Origin of the sequence: Nocardia sp. NPDC058114, from assembly GCF_042884695.1 — a bacterium.
GTDB lineage: Bacteria > Actinomycetota > Actinomycetes > Mycobacteriales > Mycobacteriaceae > Nocardia.
Map to the genome: position 1 here is coordinate 119056 of NZ_JBHVTK010000014.1, position 19519 is coordinate 138574.

Annotated in this window: 27 protein-coding genes and 1 riboswitch; of the genes, 18 read left to right on the top strand and 9 right to left on the bottom strand. The window is 64.6% G+C overall.

Going from position 1 to position 19519, the window contains the following annotated elements; genetic code table 11:
• The first annotated feature begins 165 nt into the window (after positions 1–165).
• The 10 genes from ACFVVI_RS32835 (at position 166) to ACFVVI_RS32880 (ending at position 7471) form a co-directional block, all read left to right on the top strand.
• The gene (locus tag ACFVVI_RS32835; RefSeq protein WP_387448436.1) at positions 166–741 is read left to right on the top strand and encodes a hypothetical protein; all 576 of its coding nucleotides are present in this window, start codon (positions 166–168) and stop codon (positions 739–741) included.
• Positions 742–838: 97 nt separating this feature from the next.
• On the top strand, positions 839–2053 hold the full coding sequence (locus ACFVVI_RS32840) for a hypothetical protein (protein ID WP_387448439.1): 1215 nt from the start codon (positions 839–841) through the stop codon (positions 2051–2053).
• Positions 2041–2817: a hypothetical protein gene (locus ACFVVI_RS32845; protein WP_387448442.1), complete on the top strand. Its 777-nt coding sequence runs from the start codon at positions 2041–2043 to the stop codon at positions 2815–2817. The genes ACFVVI_RS32840 and ACFVVI_RS32845 overlap by 13 nt, the downstream gene beginning before the upstream one ends.
• 83 nt (positions 2818–2900) lie before the next feature.
• A complete protein-coding gene (locus tag ACFVVI_RS32850) occupies positions 2901–4151 on the top strand; it encodes a hypothetical protein (protein ID WP_387448445.1) in 1251 nt (416 codons plus the stop codon).
• Positions 4139–4915, top strand: coding sequence for a class II glutamine amidotransferase (locus ACFVVI_RS32855; RefSeq protein ID WP_387448448.1), 777 nt, complete (start codon positions 4139–4141; stop codon positions 4913–4915). The genes ACFVVI_RS32850 and ACFVVI_RS32855 overlap by 13 nt, the downstream gene beginning before the upstream one ends.
• Positions 4916–4964: 49 nt before the next feature.
• Positions 4965–5306: a hypothetical protein gene (locus ACFVVI_RS32860; protein ID WP_387448451.1), complete on the top strand. Its 342-nt coding sequence runs from the start codon at positions 4965–4967 to the stop codon at positions 5304–5306.
• Positions 5303–5782: a hypothetical protein gene (locus ACFVVI_RS32865; protein WP_387448454.1), complete on the top strand. Its 480-nt coding sequence runs from the start codon at positions 5303–5305 to the stop codon at positions 5780–5782. Before ACFVVI_RS32860 ends, ACFVVI_RS32865 begins: the two co-directional genes overlap by 4 nt.
• A complete protein-coding gene (locus ACFVVI_RS32870) occupies positions 5779–6123 on the top strand; it encodes a hypothetical protein (RefSeq protein ID WP_387448457.1) in 345 nt (114 codons plus the stop codon). The genes ACFVVI_RS32865 and ACFVVI_RS32870 overlap by 4 nt, the downstream gene beginning before the upstream one ends.
• Positions 6090–6740: a hypothetical protein gene (locus ACFVVI_RS32875; protein ID WP_387448460.1), complete on the top strand. Its 651-nt coding sequence runs from the start codon at positions 6090–6092 to the stop codon at positions 6738–6740. Before ACFVVI_RS32870 ends, ACFVVI_RS32875 begins: the two co-directional genes overlap by 34 nt.
• A 314-nt stretch (positions 6741–7054) precedes the next feature.
• The gene (locus ACFVVI_RS32880) at positions 7055–7471 is read left to right on the top strand and encodes a hypothetical protein (RefSeq protein ID WP_387448463.1); all 417 of its coding nucleotides are present in this window, start codon (positions 7055–7057) and stop codon (positions 7469–7471) included.
• A gap of 28 nt (positions 7472–7499) precedes the next feature.
• Here ACFVVI_RS32880 and ACFVVI_RS32885 read toward each other — a convergent pair whose 3' ends face one another.
• The 4 genes from ACFVVI_RS32885 to ACFVVI_RS32900 form a co-directional block, all read right to left on the bottom strand.
• Positions 7500–7991: an inorganic diphosphatase gene (locus tag ACFVVI_RS32885; RefSeq protein WP_387448466.1), complete on the bottom strand. Its 492-nt coding sequence runs from the start codon at positions 7989–7991 to the stop codon at positions 7500–7502.
• 22 nt (positions 7992–8013) lie between these two features.
• Positions 8014–8550 (bottom strand): universal stress protein, encoded by a 537-nt coding sequence (locus tag ACFVVI_RS32890; protein WP_387448469.1) that lies wholly within the window; start codon positions 8548–8550, stop codon positions 8014–8016.
• Positions 8551–8571: 21 nt separating this feature from the next.
• A riboswitch (Fluoride riboswitch) is annotated at positions 8572–8658 on the bottom strand.
• A 99-nt stretch (positions 8659–8757) separates the two neighbouring features.
• Positions 8758–9111 (bottom strand): fluoride efflux transporter CrcB, encoded by a 354-nt coding sequence (crcB, locus tag ACFVVI_RS32895; RefSeq protein ID WP_387448518.1) that lies wholly within the window; start codon positions 9109–9111, stop codon positions 8758–8760.
• Positions 9112–9116: 5 nt separating this feature from the next.
• The gene (locus ACFVVI_RS32900; RefSeq protein ID WP_387448472.1) at positions 9117–9620 is read right to left on the bottom strand and encodes a fluoride efflux transporter FluC; all 504 of its coding nucleotides are present in this window, start codon (positions 9618–9620) and stop codon (positions 9117–9119) included.
• Between the two features lie 543 nt (positions 9621–10163).
• On the opposite strand from ACFVVI_RS32900, the gene ACFVVI_RS32905 reads away from it, so the two are divergent.
• Together ACFVVI_RS32905 and ACFVVI_RS32910 are read left to right on the top strand one after the other, a co-directional pair.
• The gene (locus tag ACFVVI_RS32905) at positions 10164–11045 is read left to right on the top strand and encodes a DNA-processing protein DprA (protein ID WP_387448475.1); all 882 of its coding nucleotides are present in this window, start codon (positions 10164–10166) and stop codon (positions 11043–11045) included.
• Positions 11046–11073: 28 nt separating this feature from the next.
• Positions 11074–11532, top strand: a complete 459-nt coding sequence (locus ACFVVI_RS32910; RefSeq protein WP_387448478.1) for a DUF3085 domain-containing protein — start codon at positions 11074–11076, stop codon at positions 11530–11532.
• A 183-nt stretch (positions 11533–11715) separates the two neighbouring features.
• On the opposite strand, the gene ACFVVI_RS32915 is transcribed toward ACFVVI_RS32910, so the two are convergent.
• Positions 11716–12303, bottom strand: a complete 588-nt coding sequence (locus ACFVVI_RS32915; RefSeq protein ID WP_387448481.1) for an IS3 family transposase — start codon at positions 12301–12303, stop codon at positions 11716–11718.
• A complete protein-coding gene (locus ACFVVI_RS32920) occupies positions 12300–12464 on the bottom strand; it encodes an IS3 family transposase (protein WP_387448521.1) in 165 nt (54 codons plus the stop codon). The genes ACFVVI_RS32915 and ACFVVI_RS32920 overlap by 4 nt, the downstream gene beginning before the upstream one ends.
• A 600-nt stretch (positions 12465–13064) precedes the next feature.
• Between ACFVVI_RS32920 and ACFVVI_RS32925 the strand changes: the two genes are divergently transcribed.
• The 6 genes from ACFVVI_RS32925 to ACFVVI_RS32950 all read left to right on the top strand — a co-directional run bounded on the left by ACFVVI_RS32925 (position 13065) and on the right by ACFVVI_RS32950 (position 16352).
• Positions 13065–13901, top strand: a complete 837-nt coding sequence (locus ACFVVI_RS32925; RefSeq protein WP_387448484.1) for a pentapeptide repeat-containing protein — start codon at positions 13065–13067, stop codon at positions 13899–13901.
• A gap of 327 nt (positions 13902–14228) precedes the next feature.
• A complete protein-coding gene (locus tag ACFVVI_RS32930) occupies positions 14229–14696 on the top strand; it encodes a DUF6301 family protein (protein ID WP_387448487.1) in 468 nt (155 codons plus the stop codon).
• Between the two features lie 77 nt (positions 14697–14773).
• Positions 14774–15034, top strand: coding sequence for a hypothetical protein (locus ACFVVI_RS32935; protein ID WP_387448490.1), 261 nt, complete (start codon positions 14774–14776; stop codon positions 15032–15034).
• 477 nt (positions 15035–15511) lie between these two features.
• Complete coding sequence (locus tag ACFVVI_RS32940; protein WP_387448493.1) at positions 15512–15697, top strand: hypothetical protein; 186 nt, start codon at positions 15512–15514, stop codon at positions 15695–15697.
• A gap of 77 nt (positions 15698–15774) precedes the next feature.
• Positions 15775–16068 carry a hypothetical protein gene (locus ACFVVI_RS32945; protein WP_387448495.1) on the top strand — a complete coding sequence of 98 codons (294 nt, stop codon included), beginning with the start codon at positions 15775–15777 and terminating at the stop codon, positions 16066–16068.
• Between the two features lie 155 nt (positions 16069–16223).
• Positions 16224–16352: a hypothetical protein gene (locus ACFVVI_RS32950; protein WP_387448498.1), complete on the top strand. Its 129-nt coding sequence runs from the start codon at positions 16224–16226 to the stop codon at positions 16350–16352.
• 149 nt (positions 16353–16501) lie between these two features.
• Here the strand turns inward: ACFVVI_RS32950 and ACFVVI_RS32955 are convergent, their stop codons facing one another.
• The 3 genes from ACFVVI_RS32955 to ACFVVI_RS32965 are packed head-to-tail and all read right to left on the bottom strand — an operon-like array spanning position 16502 to position 19085.
• Positions 16502–17731, bottom strand: coding sequence for a hypothetical protein (locus ACFVVI_RS32955; RefSeq protein ID WP_387448501.1), 1230 nt, complete (start codon positions 17729–17731; stop codon positions 16502–16504).
• A gap of 48 nt (positions 17732–17779) precedes the next feature.
• Positions 17780–18709, bottom strand: a complete 930-nt coding sequence (locus ACFVVI_RS32960; protein WP_387448504.1) for a hypothetical protein — start codon at positions 18707–18709, stop codon at positions 17780–17782.
• A gap of 28 nt (positions 18710–18737) precedes the next feature.
• Positions 18738–19085 (bottom strand): hypothetical protein, encoded by a 348-nt coding sequence (locus ACFVVI_RS32965; protein WP_387448507.1) that lies wholly within the window; start codon positions 19083–19085, stop codon positions 18738–18740.
• Between the last annotated feature and the right edge of the window lie 434 nt (positions 19086–19519).

Sequence of the window (19519 nt, forward strand, 5' to 3'; positions counted from 1 at the left end):
GGCTTGCCAGTGCTGTGAAGGGAACCACGTCTGCCACAACATCTCTCAGTCGAAACGGTGGTCCGCTGAATGTCGCACGTTGCGGCGGGTCGGACCCAGTGGTCTTCGCGCCGCACCCCAATACGAGCGTTCGCCCGTGGCACCGATTGCGCAGAACGGACACCAATGACCGACGCACTCAACAGGATCGAACTTGCGCTCCGCGAGATTGCCGGACCAGAGTTCACCAGGGCCCTCACAACGACACTCGCGCAGCAAGACTGGGCTGAAGACGAGATCAGTCGAGCGCAACAGCGGCATCCCGATGTGGCTGACGTATTGCACCACAGCTTTTCGTTGTTGACCGCGACTGAGGAACGGATGGCGACTGAGTTCGTTTACCGGGCCCATGCTCGGGAGCTCATCGAGCGGGTCGCGACTGGAGTCTCGACCAAGCCCGGAACCTCGGTCGAAGTCGCATTGTTGCTGATGCGAGTCAGCCTCGTGACGCCGTTGAACACCACAGCGTTCGGCCTGTACATGCGGATGTGGCGCCAAGCAGGACTGCCCGATCTAGGTGGTCCAGTCGAGGATCTTGACGGGCACTACGAAGCCATCAATGCCAGCGGGATCGATGACTTCGAAGCCACCGCACGCCGCAAGCTCGCAATGGCCTCACGTGTGCTGACGCTGGTTACCTGCGAGGGCCTCCATCACGGCGAACCCGTCGACTGCCGTTTGGCCTCCGCCCGCGCCGCCTGACCTCGCGCTCAAACGCGCGTCATCGCGCCTGTCTCTTTCACGCCGTACCCGGGTTTCGGGTGCGGCGTTCGTCGTTTCCTGGAAGGGGTTGTTTGCTGTGCCCGAGATCGATCTGCTCGACCTGTGTGGGATCTGTCGATCCCGTGATCCCGACACCCGCGTCGGCGTGGACGGCGGACTCGTTTGCGCACGCTGTGTGCGGAGCTGCCCGCAGTGCTACCGCTGCCGTGCCCGCTCGATCACCCTCACCGACACCGCCGAAGCAGGACAAGTGTGTTCGATCTGCGTGAGCAGGTTGCACCCGTGCGCGACGTGCTCGGACGTCACCTTTACAAATCTGCCGGTCGATACCGGTGGGTTCGTGTGCGGGATCTGCGTACACCAGCTCTACGACCAGTGCTTCCAATGCGAGCGCTACACCCTGCACAGCCGCTACGTCGTCGGCAACCAACGCGCCTGCCCGGAATGCGCTCGGTTGCAGCGATCGTGCCGCGACTGCGGCACGCTGATCCCGGGGCGGCGCGACTGCGACCGTTGCGCTGAACCGCACGCGTTGTGGAACTACTCCTACCGGCCCGATCCGATCTTCCACGGCACCGGGCTGCTGTTCCTCGGGCTGGAACTGGAAGTCATCGTGCCCGACGATCGCTTCGACGACGCGATCGCTACCGCCACCGACGCGCTCGGTTCACTCGGGTATTTGAAGCGCGATTCCTCGATCCGACCCTCGGGTTTCGAGATCGTGTGCCACCCGATGACCTACCAATACGCCCTGACCGAGTTCCCCTGGCAGCTCCTCGACAAGCTCGCCCGGATGGGGTGCGAAACCGACGACGGTGTCGGTTTGCATGTCCATGCTTCCCGGACCGGGTTCACCGGGCCCGCCCACATCTTTCGGTGGATGAAGCTGGTCTATCGCAACCAGGACCCGGTCTCGATGCTGGCCCGGCGCGTCAGCCGCTACGCCCCGTTCGAACCCGACACCCGCGCTCGCGCGAAACACCTCGCGAAAGGCTGCCGCCACGCCGTCGGTTTGCCGCGGTACCAAGCGATCAACCCACACCCCCGCGACACCCTCGAACTCCGGGTCTTCGCCAGCTCCCTCGAAACCCGCCAAGTACAAGCGGCATTGGCGTTCACCGAAGCCTCCATCCGCTACACCGCCGACCTCACCATCTCCCAAATCCACGCCGGCGGGTGGAACTGGGACCAGTTCACCGACTGGCTGACCCACCGCCTCGAATACGCACCCTTGGTCGCCGAACTCGCCGATCTGGCCCGCGAACAGGAGATTTTGCTGTGTGCCTCCTGACCTTCATCCCCGCCTCCGTCGCCCCCGACCCCACCGCGTTGCGCCACGGTGCCGAGTCGAACCCGCACGGGCACGGGTTCGCGGTCATCGCCGGGCAGGCGATCGTGACCGGCCACGGCATGAACGCCGACGAGGTGATCGACATGTTCGCCCGCGTCCGAGCCCAGCACCCACGAGGCCCGGCGCTGTTTCACTCCCGCTACGCCACCCACGGCATCCGCACCGTCGACAACTGCCACCCCTTCCGCCTCGCCGGAGACCAACGAACGGTGCTGGCGCACAACGGGATCCTGCCAAAACGAGTCCACCCCGGCCCCTACGACTGGCGATCCGATACCCGCATCGCCGCCGAGGACTACCTCCCGTCCGAGCCGTTCGGGTCGATCGACACCCACCGCGGATTCCGCGGGCTCGAATCCTGGCTGGGGTCGTCGAAGATGCTGATCCTCACCGTCGACCCGGCCTTCGATCAGCAGGTGTACCTATTCGGGGAGCCGAACGGCCAGTGGGACAACGGGATCTGGTACTCAAACACCAGCTACCTGCCACTGAGCCAGCGCTACCCCCAGCGGTACGTCTGCGAGAACTGCGACGACATCGCCCTCTACCGGGTGAGTCGCTACTGCACCAAATGCGGGTGGTGCTTCGCCTGCGAAAACCGGTTCCCGCACTGCGAATGCCGCCAACCCCGCGCCCGCAGCACACGCCACCGCGCACTCAACCGATCGATCGCCCTGCCCGCGGCGCGCCCGCCGAGCACCTAGCGGACCTGCCCCGCCCCAACACTTTTCACCTCAGCCTGCACCCGTCGGTGCGGGCTTTTCGTCGTTTTCAGGGAAGGAATTCGATGCCCACCGCTGTCATAGTCGACCTCGCCGAATGTGAGGCCTGTTCCACCCCACACCCGCCTGCGGAGCTGGTCGAAACCGCTGAGGACGACCGGCTCTGCTCAGGTTGCGTCGCCGATCTCGAGCTGTGCGCGGGTTGTGATCTCCCCGCGCGTGATACCGCGTTGACGACCGATGACGAGTACCGGTGTGTCGGTTGCCGATCGGCTTTCAGTGTCTGTGACGACTGCGACCGCTACGCCCGCTACAACGTCGCGGTCATCTCCGGTGGCGATGTGTGCGAGTCCTGCGCACTGGAGTACTCCGCCTGCGAGGACTGCAACTTCGCTGCCGCCGAGACGATCTCGATCAACGATGGATGGTCGGTGTGCGAGGACTGCCGCCGCGACTATCGCGAGTGCGACCGGTGCGAGACCCTCATACGCGGCCGCGACGACTACTGCGACGACTGCTACCACCCCGACCACTCACTGGTCCACGACTCCGAGTACATACCGCGCCCGATCTTCCACGGCAGCGGCCCGTTGTTCCTGGGCCTCGAGCTCGAACTACACACCACACCAAGTGGTTTCGACGACTCGGTCGAGACCGCGAACGACCAGCTCGGCCGTTTGGCCTACCTCAAGCACGACGGCTCGATCAGCTGCGGATTCGAGCTGGTCACCCATCCGATGAGTTTCGACTACGCGATGGCGGAGTTTCCGTGGTCGGTGCTGTCGCGGTTGCGGTTGCTGGGCTGCCACACCGACGACGAGGTCGGCATCCACGTGCACCTGTCCCGGGCCGGTTTCGACTCCCCGGCCCACGTCTACCGCTGGCTCAAACTCGTCTACAGAAACGAGGACGAGGTCACCACGCTCGCGCGCCGACAAGATTCGCAATGGGCGGGCTTTCATCCCGACATCCGCGCCAACGCCAAGGAACTCGCGCACGGCGGCCGTGGATGGGGCCGCTATCACGCCATCAACACCCGCCCCACGCACACCTTCGAGCTGCGGATCTTCGCCAGCTCACTGCAGCGCCAACAGGTCCAGGCAGCCCTCGGCTTCGCCCACGCCTCCGTGGAATACACCCGCACCCTGCGCGCCTACGACATCACCCGCAACCACGGGTGGGACTGGACCACCTTCACCGAATGGGTCGCCACACGACCGGAGTACGCGGCGCTGACTGCGGAGCTTACCGCACTCGGCGCGATCGGATCGGGTGTGTCCGCCGGCAACCAGGAGGACCTCGCATGTGCATCCTGACCTTCATCAAACCCGGCATCGTCGCCGACTTCGACGCCCTCGACGCCGGGGCCATCGCAAACCCACACGGGCACGGCTGGGCAATCCACGCCGGGAACCGGCTCATCGTCGGACACGGGCTGGATCCGAAAACCACGATCACCGAATTCGCCCAAGCCCGCTCACTGTTCCCGGACGGGCCGGCGCTGTTCCACTCCCGCTACGCCACCCACGGCAAACACACCACCGCGAACTGTCACCCCTTCGCTATCGGCGGCGACAAGCGCAGCGTGTTGGCCCACAACGGGATCCTGCCCGAGCACGTGCACCCGCTGAAGGGTGATGATCGCTCTGATACCCGGATTGCGGCCGAGGACTTCCTGCCCCGGTTGCCGTTCGGGTCGCTGGATTCCTGGGCAGGGCGCACCCGGTTCGAACGCTGGCTCGACACCGACAAAGCCGTGATCCTCACTGTCGATCCCGCCTACAAACACCCCACCTACATCTTCAACGAACAGCGCGGGCACTGGCGCGCGGGCAGTTGGTACTCCAACCACACCTACGACCTAGGCCGCTTCCCCCAAGGCGTGGTCTATGACTACAGCTTCGACGAGGGCTACTGCGAAAACTGCCTCGTCGACCTCGACGGCACCGACGGACCGCACTGCATCAACTGTGGCTTTTGCGTGCAATGCCAGCGGCCCTACCCGCGCTGCACGTGCGCCTGCCCCGACGAGGCCGAGCGCTACGCCGACTTACTCGACATCGAACTCGAAACCGCTTGACCCCCAACATTTCTTGCTCCGAGTGGAGCTCTGCGCGAAGGACCCCTCGATGACACATCCCCTGACGATTCCTCCCCTGCGGTACCGACTGCGCGCCGCACTCACCCAACTGCGCGGCAACGAAACAGCGTCGGCGGCCGATCCCGTGACCGGTTCGATCGAGTCGACGCTGGTGGTCGCCGCACTGCACGAGGCCCGCCACCACCACCGGCCGGTCACACTCCGCACCCGCGGTGGACACCTGATGCCCCGGTTGAGCGTGGACACCGTCCACGCCCGCCACGCCAGCCTGGCCACCGACTCCGGCGAAGCGGTCATCGTGCCGCTGCGATTCATCGAATCCGTACAGCAACTACGCGCCACCGCTGACGGTGAGCGGGGGCTGTTGTGAGCACCACCGCCCTCGGCGCGGCCGAGCCCTCCCGCTGGACCGCACGCCTGCACCCCGTCCCCGATCCCGCGCGCGAGGTCATGGTCGTCGGCTGGCACGCCGCGTTCGCCAACTCACCGGCCGCTGGCATCCCGCTAGCGGTGTTTCCCAACGCCGAACCCAGCCCTGATCACGAGCCGACGATGGCGTTGGTGCGTATCGAACACGCCACCGCGATCGACACCATCGCACCCGATGGCACCCACGAAACCAGTTGGGGTCCAGATCCGTTCGGGATCGCCAAGACCGGGATCAGCTGGCGGCTGGTCCCCGCACACCGTGACGGGGATGGCCGGTGGGTGATCGCACCGGGTTGGTGGGCGGCAGGCGGTGAACAAGCAGTTCTGTCGAACTCGGTCACCGTGCGTGTCGGCGCACCGACTGTGGTGCCGGTCTATGACCACGACCCGCACACCGGGAAACGCTGGGCATCGTGATCGCCCACGTCGGTGAGCTCACCGCGTGGATGCGCGCCCAGATGCCCGCCCTCGACGAAGACCGGTACCTGCCCTGGAACACCGGCACACCGACCGCCGCGTCGCTGGTCACGCTGATCCACGTCCGAATCCAGACCCCGTTCACCCCCGACCGGGCCACCACGGTCGTCCTGGTCGCCCACCCCTGCACCGCCGACGACACCGACTCTGGTGCCGGATCGACCGATTCGAGGACCACTTGCCCAACAATCCCCGCTGTCCCGCCTCACGCTCGGCTGCGCCCGAGCGTGTTCCGATCCCCGCGCGCTTGGCGCACTCGCCAGTCTCGGCGGGGCTCGTAGTCCCCTACATCACCCTGGCACACCGCGATCGGACCCGACCGATCTGGGGCCGGATCGACGCGCAGCGCCTCGGCCAGGTGCTGCACAACAAGCGATGCCAGGTATGCGGCGAACCGCTGGACGCGACTCTGGTGCTGATGATCCGCCCGTCGGACTACGTGCGCGGTGTGGCTGTGGAGCCTGCCTTACATCCCGAGTGCGCTTGGTACAGCCGACGTGCGTGCGTGATGCTGGCCGGACACGTCGACCGCTACAACCCCACCGGCGGCAGCCCGCTCAACCGGTGCGGCGATCCGCTGTGTCGTTGCCGGTTCTGGGCCTCTGCCGAAGACAACGACGCCACGCCGGGCCGTGAGGGCAAGCCCGCCGAAGCCTGGTACGAGGCCTGGATACGGTTCGACGACTACCACATATTCACTGTGCCTGCCGACGAATCCGGGCCCGCCGCAACCGGAATCGCACTTCGCCGGGTGCCGTTGCTGCGGCTGCGCAAGGTCCGCGATCCCGCACCCGACGGCGGTGCCGCCGAATGGATGGACCTGCTCGCCAAGATCGTCGCCGCTCGAAAGCTGTGGAACAACCTGGTCGTCGGCGAACACCCTGACAACAATCCTTGATTCCCGACCGATCCAGTAACGAGCCGCCCTCACCCCGCATCCACATGTTGTGGATAACTCTGTGGACAACCACAACACCTTCGACCCAGAACCTCGCTATCGAAAATGTGTTCGAATGCGAGTAACGTGCCGAATATGACCCCGCCGCCGCCACCGGAATCGACCGCAGCCGCCCAGGTCGCAGTCGGTCGGCATCTCCGCGCCGCGACCGCCTGCGGTGCAGTCCTGTCAGCCGAGCAGATCGATGACGTCCTCGCCCGGCTTGACGCGCCCCGGCAACGCCAGTTCCGCGTCGACGGGCTGAATGCGGTGAAATGGCCCTTGCTTCCGCGGTCGGCGAAGGGTTGTCAGGGCTACCGGCAGGCCCCACGATGAACAGCTCGTCGGCGTCGTTGTTCGAGTCCTGGCCGCAGGACCCGACAGCGCCGATGTGGCGGATCGTCGACCCACCACTGCCGGTCACCGTCGAACTCGGGACCGCGATCGTGACCCGACCGGCCCACTTCGGTGTCAACAAGGTGCGCCTCGGCATCCGAAAAGGCGGCCTACGCCTGGCAGACACCACACCTGGCCTCCTGCGCGCGTGGGCAAGGGTCGCGGACGGGACATGGCTCGGGCTCGTGGCTTTCACCGTGCCCACAGGGAACGGTCAGGGGCGTCTGCTGGTCGAACAGTGGTGCCCCCAACACGCACTGACCCCACAGAACCCGCCGTCGTTGTCGCGACGCTGATCGAACCCGGCCGGGTGCACCCGAGGCATCAGTGATCTGTGTCGTGGCCGAGGCGTGCGATCGAGGCGTGCACCTCAGCTTCGGCATCCAGGCGAGCAACCCACTGCGAACCGGTCACGAACTTGGCGGGCTCGAGATCTTTGTAGTGATTGAAGAAGTGCTCGATCGTCGCCAGGTCTGCGGCGGGCACGTCATCGAGATCCCGGACGTGGTCCCAGCGCGGGTCGTGTGCGGGCACGCACAGGATCTTGTCGTCACCACCGTGCTCATCGGTCATCCGGTACATCGCGACCGGGCGGGCCCGCACGATGACGCCGGGGAACACCGATTCGGCCAACAGCACCAGGGCGTCCAGTGGATCGCCGTCGGCGCCGAGGGTGTCGTCGATGAATCCGTAGTCGGTGGGATAGGCCATGGGCGTGTAGAGGTAGCGGTCGAGCCGGACACGGCCGCTGTGGTGGTCGATCTCGTACTTGTTGCGTGATCCCTTCGGGATCTCGATGGTGACGTCGAACTCCACGGAGGTCCTCCTTCCTGGCAATTCACTGCCCGGTGGTGGGGGTTGTCCGGTCGGGGACCAGCAGGACGGGCCGGTGGCTGTGGTGGATGAGCTGGGCCGAGACCGATCCGCCGAGGAGCCGTTCGACCAGCGGCATGAGACCTGCTCGCGGTGTGCCGATCACGATCATGGCCGCGTCGTGGGTCTCGGCGATCGAGCTCAGGACGTGGGCGGGTTGGCCATGGTGGCAGTGGTAGGTCCAGTTGCCGCCCAGCGCGGCCAATCGCGAACAGGCCTCGTCGCGTTCGTGCTCGATCACCGCGGTGATGGCGTGGTCCCAGTCGGCGGCGTCGGAGTCGATAGGCAGGTCGTCGGTGTCGATGACGTGAGCCACGTGGAGGTGGGCGTTGAGCTGGCCGGCCAGCCCGATCGCGAACTCGAGGGCGGCGTGGCTGGTGTGGTGGCGGTCGAACCCGACGACCAGGTGACTCGACGGCGGACGAGGGCCAGCGGGACCGTCGACTCGGGTCGGAGTGCGCCAATCATGCTGCGCGGGTTCGGGATCGCTGTTGGAGGTCATTGTGGGCGGACTCCTTCCTCAAAGGGGGAAGGGACCATCAGCTCCCGACCGGGGGCGGTTCAGACGTTTGTGGGGCAGTCTCGGCGGAGTTCCATCGCCGCTATCGATCATAGCGGTGCCGGGGACCGGTAAATAGCTCTGACCTGGACTCACACCGATGTTCCCAGCTTTCGCGCAATCTGTAGCCGATGAGGACGACACCGGGGGTCATCGGATGAGCGCGGTGGTTGCGGCGAAACCCAGCACGGTCATGGCCAGGCCGCCGGTGAGGCTGATGATCACGTTGAGCGCGGCGTGGCGGTAGCCGTCGCGTTCGGCCAGACGCAGGGTTTCGTAGTTGAAGGTGCTGTAGGTGGTGAAGGTCGCGCACAACCCGGGCCCGAGGAACATCGCCCACGGGGTGGACAGTGCGGCAGCGGTGAGGATGCCGATGATCAGGCAACCGGCGAAGTTGACCGTGATCGTGCCCCAGGGCAGGACTGTGTTGTGACGGGACTGGACCGTGCGGTCGAGCAGATACCGCGCCGGAGCGCCGATCATCGCACCGACAATGACGAGCATGGTGTTCACGCGACACCGCCCTCGGACTGGACACGATCGAGCAGGCGGCGGGTCACCGCGATGGTGAGCCCGGTGGCAGTGAGCGCGGCGAACAAGGTGGTGGCAAGGTAGGCCAGCGCGGTCACCGGTGCGTGCCCGAACAGGGTGTGGATGTCGTTGCTGTAGGTGGAGAAGGTGGTGAATCCGCCGATGACGCCGACACCGAGGAACGGGCGCACCAACGGGTGCGCGGTCCAGACCTCGGTGACCACCACCATCAGCACACCGAGCAGCATGCTGCCGATCAGGTTGATGGTGAACACCGCCCACGGAAACCCGTCCGGCGCTGCGGGCCAGGCTTGGGTGAGCGCATAACGGGCTAGGCCGCCGATCCCGCCGCCGAGGGAGATGACGGCCAGGATCGCGCCGTGGCTGCGAGCCAGTTCGCGCCGTTGGCGGGGCTGACCCATGTCGATATCGGGATCGACCGGCTCAGCGGGGTGGTTGATCAGCGAACGCGCTTCGGGCATGCGGGTCTCCTACTCCATGACCCGCCGTATGGCAGGTCTGATGGGGTAGGGACTGTTGGCGGCGCACCGCAGTTGTTCCGGATCATCATGTCCGGAGCGGCGAGCCCCACCGCCGCGTGTTTTCGACTGTAGTCGAGCGTGACCCGGCAGCGGTAGCCCGGTGTCACTGACATCACCCGAGGATCCGACCTCGCCTAGCTGGTGTTGTCCTGGTCAGCGGTGTGATAGCTGCAGACCTCAACTCCGCGTCGTTTCGAACACCGCCGACACCCAGGTACGGCGTCCCAGCCTTAGAACCGGTCGACGAGGCATCCGACCAACTTTCGCAATCGACCTCGAACGCAGAGCAAGTCTGGGCTTTTGGCAACTTCTCGCGAGTGAACAGGACCGGCCATGCCCACCGCCTCAGTGGGGCAATCGGGCAATGCTGAACCACATCCCGTCCAGCAGGTTCGGCCGTACATGTCCTGTCCCGAAACGACTGCGGCGCATGCACTTACGCGCCGTCGCTTCCCCGTCTCAGTCCCGAAAGGTTCTCCGACCATGGACTCGTCCACCACCGCCGAACGCGCTCGCCATCTGGGGTGGGCGATCATCGCCCGCGCCGCCCTCGATCATCGCGGCGCTGTCTCGATCCTGCTCGCCGCAGAGGGACCGACCGGGGCTGCCGAAGCCCTCACCCGGACTACGCCCGGCCTGACCGTGCGCGCCGCGGGCGATCTGTCCAACGCCGCCCATATCGGTGCCCGACTGATCACCCCCGACAGCCCCGAGTGGCCGCGGCAACTCACCGAGCTCGACGACCCGAGCGTCAACAGCTCTGCCCCGGTGGCATTGTGGGCGCGCGGAGCAGGCCACCTCGGCCCAGCCGGTCCTCGTGGGCTCGCCGTGGTCGGCGCGCGAGCGTGTACCAGCCACGGGCGAGCGGCCCCCTACGAACTCACCGCCGCGGTCGCGGCACAGGGTTCGGTGATCGTCACCGGCGGCGCCTACGGCATCGACACCGCCGCGCTGGACGCCACGCTCAGCGTGGACGGATCCGCGATCGTCGTCACCGCCAGCGGTCTGGGCCACACCTATCCCGCATCCAACAGCGACCTGTTCGAAAAAGTCACCGGGCGTGGGGTGTTGGTGTCGGAGTACCCGCCCTTCGACCGCCCGACCCGCGACCGGTTCCTGCACCGCAACCGGGTCATCGCGGCCCTCGCCGGGTCGGGGATGGTGGTGCCCGAGGCCGGGATCCGCAGCGGCACCCTCAACGCCGTCGGCTGGGCCAACCGACTACACCGCCCGGTATTCGCCCTGCCCACTCCCACACCGAGCGCCCCCGCGTGGGCAGGCTGCGCGGCCATCATCGACGACGGCCGCGCGCACCTGGTCACCGACGTCGACCAGCTACTCGTAGGGCTGGGCGCCGGACGCTGAATCATCCACCGACAGAAAGGGATCGCTGATGAATGTCAGAATGGGCAAGTTCGAGTTGTGGTTCCCGCTGCGCCAGGTCAGCGTGATCGCTGAGCACGCGATGGCCACGACCGAGCACTCCTGGCCCGCGTTTGCCGACGACCAACCCGACCCGGTCCCGCCGGCGTTGGTGTGGAAGAAAGACCAAGGCACCTACCTCCTGTCCAACGGCACACCGCGCCAACTCGCCGACCCGGCCGAACCAGAAGGCGCGACGCAAGTGGTCTACGCGGCAGGCTACGAGGACCACTTCGACTTCTCGCCCACCGCGGTCGGCGGCGACGACTTCGCCGAATACATCTCCCTCACCAAAGCCCACGACGGCATCACGTTGATCGAGATGATCCGCTATCACACCGCCCGCGGCGGGCTCCTGATCTTGACCGTGTATCCCGGAGGCACGTACGGCATCGAATTCAGCTCGGCGGCTTCCCCGTTCGATCGATAGAGAAGGCCCCGCCAGCGCGGACCACTCCTGACCTCGGCCGGCCCGTTGGGTTGTGCCTGACCACCGTATCTGTCACCACTCGTAACGCCCGATCTGGTGAGGCGCGGTGCGTTGATCAGCAATCTGTCACCAGATTTCGATCACTGTTGTCACTGAGGTTCTCCCGCTAGTCCGGAGAGCGGATTATCTGGTTCCAGCAGGAACCCGGTGATGATAGATGGCTTCGTACTCGTCGAGTGATCGCCAGCCGAGCTTCTTCTGGATCCGCTGGGTGTTGTACCAGCCATCGATGTAGGCGAATAGGGCGTTCTCGGCGTCTTCCCTTGTCCGCCAACTGTTCCGATACACCAACTCGGTCTTCAAGGTGGAGAAGAAATTCTCCATGAGAGCGTTGTGGTAGCTGTCACCGACCAACCCCCTGGACTGCGCGATCCGATTGTCGGCCAACCGGTTCGCGAAACGGATCGCCGTGTAAGTCGACCCGCGGTCGGAATGATGAACCAGCTGCCCGTCACGAACATCGCGCGTCCAGACCGCGCACTCGAGAGCACCGAGGACCAGCTCGGTGTCGCAGCGGTCCGAACACTTCCAGCCCACGATCCGATTCGAGAAAGCGTCCCGGACCGCGGCCGGCCAGAACACACCCTCACCGCAGACGATGCGGGTGGCATCGGCAACCCACAAGCGGTCCGGCTCGCCGGCAGTGAAGTCACGATTCACCAGGTCCGGAGCCGGGATGGCACGCCGATCCTGCAGGGTCGAGCCCGTCACCACTTCTTACGCAGGAACGCGCCCTGCAAACCCGCCCCTCGCATCAGTCGCTCGACTCGTTTGCGTCCGACCGAGAACCCGCGCCGAGCCAGAATCGCGTGGACGCGTGGTGACCCGTAGGTTCCGCCGGAGCTGGTATGGATATCGACGATCTCGGCCAGGAGCTCTTGGTCGGCAAGTTGGCGCCGCGACGGCGTCTGCGCCTGCCGCAACCAGACGCGCTGTTCCGCTGATCCCGTCTTCGGTGAAACCGGGGCGGAGCACCATCGAGGCGGGGGTATCGGCCACCTGTTGCCCACGCGAGTCCGACCGTCTTCGTGCTGGCCGCCCGAGATTGCCCAGGGACCGGGCCCTTATCGGCGGCCGGGCCGGGGGTTCGGCGTGAATCGCGGACAACCAAGTACCCGGTTACGCGCGTTCACAGCCATAAGGCGAGAGATGCTGGTGCAACCAGTGACTTTGCTGGATTCCCCCTGGACAGTAGGTGGTGGGTTTTGAGCACTGACGACAGCACCTCCGGTGAACTCCCGGCGGAATCCGCCGCTGACTCCGTGACGCCGCCCGCGCTCGGGGCGGAATCAACACCGCAACCTCAACAGCGCCCCGGGATTGGCCACATTCTGTCGTCAGTACTTCGGTGGGACGGATGGGCTAGGGTCGCGGCGATCGCGACTGCCCTAACCGCGGTAGCTGCCATGTGGTTCAGTGCCCAATCACTACAGTCCACGCGTGACCAGTACGGGCTGTCCGAGCAGGGCCAGGTGACTGAGCGGTTCACCAACGCTGTTGAGAACCTCGGCTCCGACAAGATCAACGTTCGGCTCGGCGGTATCTACTCACTGGAGCGCCTAGCCAAAGACTCGACCAAAGACCAGCCGACAATCATCGAAATCCTCAGTGGATTCATCCGGACACAAGCCCCGGCCAACGCGCCGGACTGCACCCTGCCGGACCTGGTTCGTGACGACAGCATGCCGAGAGGTTGGAAGTACGCAGGTCCGCTTCCGAAGACGGCAATCGATGTTCAAGCAGCACTCACAGTCCTCGGCCGACGGAACGTCGATCACGATGCGGATGCATTGCCCAACCTCAGCGGAACGTGTCTGGCCGATGCGCGCCTGACGGGCTACTTCGCCGGCGCCGCCTTCGACGGAGCAAAGATGCCAGGCGCACATTTCGATGGGACCGACCTGAAGTGCGCAACTTTCGGGCATACCGAACTCGCGACAGCGACTTTCTGGGCTCGCGATCTTCGTTGGGCCGATTTTTCCTCGGCCGATGCGACGGGCGTGGAATTCAATAGTAGCGACCATCGGGGCGCAATCATGCGGGGCGCGAACCTCACATCCGCTGTCCTCAACAAGGCCATACTCTTACTCGCAGATTTGACCGGCGCGGACCTCTACGGCGCGGACCTGACCGATGCGCTGCTCCACTGGCAGACGACCGGGGGCGAACTCGGTCGCGCCAATCTGACAGGGATCTTCTACACCCCACAAACGCGGTGGCCGACGAACTTCGATCCGCCGAACAGCGCCGATGGGGTTCCTAGTCACTTCTTGGACGCTGCACAGTGCCTTCGGGAGCGACCGCGCTAGAGCCAGCTGCCCAGGTTCTCCTCCGTCGGGCTGGAGATGAAACGTATCGGGTGGCATCCCTATCAGCTGGTGAGATGCGCCGCGTTGATCACGCGATCTATCACCAGATTTTCATCGCTGTGGTCACCACCCGCCGTTGTCACCGCCCGCCCGGTTGACAGTTGCTTGGCGCGTTGCCCGTCATAGACCGTCCGCTCATGCCGAATTGAGGGTCGTGCGCCCGGTGGTACAGGTGTTTCAGGGGTGCCTGTCTGTACCGCCGGGCGGTGGGGCTGGAGAGCTACACTCGCTTGCCGACTGTGTGACGAGGCTGAGGAAACTGTGGGCTTGAATGGTGATATCGAAGGGGCGGTTCGCGTCGCGAAAGCCGCCAAGGCTTTTTCTTGGACCTGGGCAGACGAGGACGTCGAGCGGTTCCGGAGCGTAGTTGGATGGGAGTTCCTCGGGAGGAATCGCGAATCCTATTCTCTCGCTACCGATCTTGATGTAAACATCCCTCACGCTGACGTATCGTGCGACGGGTTCCTGCTCAGGAAGTACGGAGGAGATCGCGAGTCGATACTGCAGATCTCGGTTTATGTCACCGACATAGCGAAGGATCAGGTAGAGCACCTTCGACAGCTGTTCGATCAATTCTCGGCCCAATTGACCCGGGAGCTAGGTGAGCCGGACGAGAAGATCGCAGGCGAGAAGATCGAATGGTCAACGCCCAGCGGGATCATTGCCCTAATGGGCGGCGCCATGAGCATCCACCTAGAGGTCGTGAATCCCAGATATCGGAAATGGGGACGATGATTGTGCGTGGTATGAGGATAGAGCCGAAGAAGACCCGATGGACGAGTGACCCCGGAACGGCCCACCATACTGATCAAGTGGCGGACGACGAAGCATCGAAGACCGATTGGATCGTCACGTTCCCCGACTATCCGCAGTCCAAGGACTCACTCGCGCGAATCGTCGATGCCGATGGTGGACGGGACGAAGCAGAGAATTCGTACTACGAAGCGTGTGCTGACCCTGGCTACGTTCATCAGGAGACGATGCAGCGTCGGTTCCGCGGCCAGTACTTCCGCAGACTTCGGCGCCTGGCAAGCCGTGATCGCTTTCGCCGCCCTCCGGGCGTCCGAGACTGACGGATCTGCGAGCGATCGGCAGGGCATCGTCGAGAGTGCTTCGGATCGAACGCGCTCTTCTGCCGCTGGGCGCGCGGTCACGAACGTCCGCTTCTGTCGCATATCGCGCGTTCTCGGTGACAGGTGTCCTGATCAAGTGACAGATGCGGTGGTCAGCCAGATGAGCACTCCTACTTCGTGACGGCACTGGTCCAGCCCGTAGGTTGCGGGCCGGACCAGCATGCACCACGGCTGGGGTATCGGCCTCGGGCTGCTTGCGGTACATCTCGCGAATTGCGAGTGCCAGCATCGTATCCGGTTACGCAGGCTAACGAGGTGCGCGTGTCCCAGAAGTCGACGGCGGGCTCGGGGATCGGGGTCGACTGAGACAGGATCCGACATCGCGGTGCAGGCGGGGCACCCTTTGGCGCGACGCCGCATCCTTGTCGTCGGCACCACCTCCCTACCTTGGTACGGCCGTCCCGATATCTTGTGGGAATGAGTTTTCAGGTAGGTGACCGGGTGCGTGTGCTCGGCAAAGCCACGGTGACCGATCTCGAGGTGCTCGAGGTCGACGCCGACGGGGTGCCCGACCGCATCAGGGTCAAACCGGTCGCCGATGTTCCTGGCAGCATCACCTGGGTCGCGCGCGCCGAATGGCTGGTTCCCGCTCCCACCGACTAGTGACCCCGAATAGCCCGCCAGGTCCTATCGCGCGAATGCCGTGTGTGTGGTTACGGTGATCAGCGTGGTGGCTGATGATGGCGATCCGATCCCCGCTGAGCAAGCTGCGATCGTGGCGTTGGTGGATCGATCAGATCGAGCCCGATACCGACATCACCGCCGACAACGTGCATCGCGGCTTGGTCGCTGAATCGTCGGACCCGCCGAGCCTTCGCGACGTGCGTGCGGTGCTCGACATCCTCGCGATGCCGCACGTCGGGTTCACTCCCGGCGAATCAGCGGCAGCAGTCCTGAACCGGATGCGTCATCTGCTCGAGATCGCGGAGAGCCCTCCCCCACCGCTCGACTACAGGAGCGACAAGCCCTACTGACCCTCGGTATGGTTGCTGGCTGTCGTACCGGCCCGCCACCCGGACACTCACCGCCAACCGTCATCGTTCTCGGTGCCGGACGACGGTCGGCCACCGACGAAACTTGGCAGGTGTCCAAGTGGAACCGGGAATGCGCTCACTGCGTCACAGTAGGCATGAACCTCACGCCGATCCCCCCGTACGAGCCCGCCCCGACCACCGCTGCGCCGCGCACCGACATCACCGTGGATGACTACCTCACCCACGTCGAAGACGACAATGCTGTTGCCGACACCACGACGTAGACGCCGCCGTGGCCCGGCATGAAAATCGGGTCGGGCCACTAAGCCGGCGCCCACCAGCGCCGCGTCGGGCACCGTTCGTTAGGTAACCCGGGGTGCCGGACCTTGGATCCGACAGTGAAGTCGCGGATCGGTCCGGCGTTCTGGTTCCTTCAGGCGGGACGGACCGGCGATCTCGGTGCCACCGAGACCGCAATGGCCTTCTCGGACAACAGCTTCCTCGTGTCGGCGGTGGACACGTACAGCTCACCCACGACGCAGTACTCCGGTGTCCGGCGTTCCGGGTGATTGTCGTACTCGGGGTCGCCCGATGAGACACAGCGCGGCTTGTCGATGGTCAGCATGGTGCCGAGCGCGTCGAGCTGCCTGACGACTTTGCTCGTAGGCCAGGTGTCGACGACCCAGGATCCGTTGTCGAGGACCCACCGCGTGCTCGTTGTGTTGATCGCCCGCTGCTGGATGCTGTTCGGGATTGGCTCACATTGCCAGGCGGTCACCTCGGCGTGGAATGTTGAATCGAAGGGGCTCCACGTCAGGTCGCGCAGAAGAAGCCCGCCCTGAACGGCATACTCATAGCCGGGTGGATACGCGTTGGTCATGTCTGTCGTGGCGACTTTGCCATCGGCGGCAACGACAATGACAGGGCTGTCTTTCGCGCAGCCGTGGCCATGTGTGGCTTGGACGATCGCGATGCCGCTGACGCCATCGGCTGGATTTTCGGGAACTGCCATGACGGGCGTGTGGCCGGAGTCGATGCCGGTGGCGATTACCTGCGAGTCGCTACCGTCGGTGCCGATCGTCTGAAGCTGGAGTCGGTGGTCCTGTTGGCGATCGCGGCTCACGCTGGCGATCTGTCCCAGCAGGTACTTGCTTCTCATCTGCCCAATGACCTGCCATTGACCGCCGTTGACGAGGTTGGGATCGCGCGCGGGCACGCGGACTTCTTCTCCGCGCTTCGCGTCGGGTGTGTACAAGTAGGCGTTTCGCCATGGCACCGACAGGACTACGACGCCGTTGGCGCCGACAGGCACCAGTCCTTCACACTCGCATGGGACGCGGCCCTGTGCCCCATCTCGGGTACTGGTGAAATTGAGGTACTTCGCGGTTTTCGTGGAGCCCTGGATCGGTTCGATCACGAACGAGACCAGGTAATCACCCGAGTTCGTCCAGACGACACTCGTTTGTTCAGGATTGCCGAAGTCGTAAGGTTGTGAAATCTGGGCCAGTGTTGTCTGTCCACGGACCAGTATCAATTCATCGCTGGTGTAGTAGTAGAAGACTGAATCCTCGGCAATCGCACCGCGGACAGGCCCAGAAGCAGGACCCGTGCTACACGCCGCGGCCATCGCGACCGCAGCGACGAGGGCTCCCAGCCGACCCATCCACGCCCCTCGGTCCACAGCTCGACGCCGCCCGTTTCGGTGCTTCATCTATCGCCCTTCGAAGGTCGAAGGGTCAACCGACTGCCAGCCATAGGTTTCGTCCTGCATGTATGCGGCTTGATACCCCGCCAGAGGGAACTTCCCTGCGACGGCGACCTTCGAAGTCACTTTGAAGGGCTGTCCATGGTCATCGACCACATAGGTCGATTCACCGTCGCTTGCCGTAACTTTCACCTCCAGCCGGAAGGAGCAACCGTGACGCGAGGTGAACGCACCAATCGTCAGGGTCGTCGACTTGCCAGCGGTCAGCGGGAGACTGTTCTTCTTGAAGAACGGCTCGCCAGCGGGCCGTTTGGCAATGATCGGCTGGGCCAACGCTTCGGGCGAGTCGAGATTCATTCCGATCTCGACATTTGCGTCGACATTTCCCTGAGAATAGCCGTCGAAATAGGTTCCGTCGAACGGAGTTCCGCACTCCTTCAGGGCGCGGATACCGGTGATTCTTACCTCCTCCGAACGTTCGGTGCTGACGGTCATCACGATCGTGGCAACGTCTTCCGGGACACCGCCGGGTACCACTTCAACGAGAGCCTGACGCCCGCCAGCGTTCGACACCGAGTTGATCGCATCCAATTCCGATGAGCTGAGTTTGCGTCGGTCTTCCAACACGAACGTTCGGTCTCCGCTGGGGGATCCCGGTGGCCCGGTCACGCTCTGCACCACGAAAGCGCTGCCATCGGGTCTCGATTCCCACCCGAACAGAAACCAGACAGCAGCCGCTCCAGCGACCAACACACCCGCAACACCTGCTGCTACGACACCCGTTGGTGCTTTCCGCTTCGGCGGGGGGCCGGCGTATGTGACATGGTCGGCGTAGATCCTGTGGTCGTGGTGGATGCCGGATACGGCATGCCCACCGGGGCCAGCCGTCGCGCTTCCCGAATCCGCCACCTCGGATTGAGATCGCCTGAACTTCATGCTCCGCCCTCGTCGGGGATCGAATGATCTAGTCGACGTCGGCCCCGGACACAGCCGAGCCGCCGAGCCGTGCATCTGCTTTGCCACTGTCGACGACAGCGACCTCACCATCGTGCGTCGCGGCCACCTTCGCTCCTGAGACCGCGACTCCGTTCGGGCCGGAAATCGCATTACCGGATTTCTTGACCTTGACGCTCTTTCGGGGCTTCGCGCCCAAAGCGGCCCAGATCGCGACCCCTACTCCGGCCACACCGGCTAGCGCCGCGACCGCGGTGAACACTTTGTTCGCATCGTCCCACTTCAACACGATCAGTGCTGCGGCTAGCACCGTCACGGTCAGAGCGGTCAGGATCAAAGCAACGCGTCCAGCGGTCATGGCACCATCATTCCCCTAACCCGCTCTCGCCGTGAGCCTTTCGAACCTGTTCTAGATGTAGCAAACGGGGTGCTCGACAAGTCCTGGATACGAGCACCACAAACACTGACCCCGCGGCGAACGGCCGCTCAATCGAGGAAGGGTCCCCGCCCGATCCCCCGAGTCCGCCGGGCAGCTCGATGCCGTTGATAGCGCGCTCGATCAACTCGATATCCCATTCGCCATCAGGCTCGGTACCTCACTGTGGCTATCGCAGCGACCCGGCCATGGGCGACCGACCGGGGTCTCGATCTCGTCGATGCCTCGTCCACCCGTAGCCCTCTCCAGCCCGGTTGTGCGTGGCCGGTCACTGACCTGGTGCTACCACCGAGTGGGTAGACCGCTGCATGCAGTACTGAGGGTCGTGCCTGTGTGGCCGGGCTGCACATTGCGAT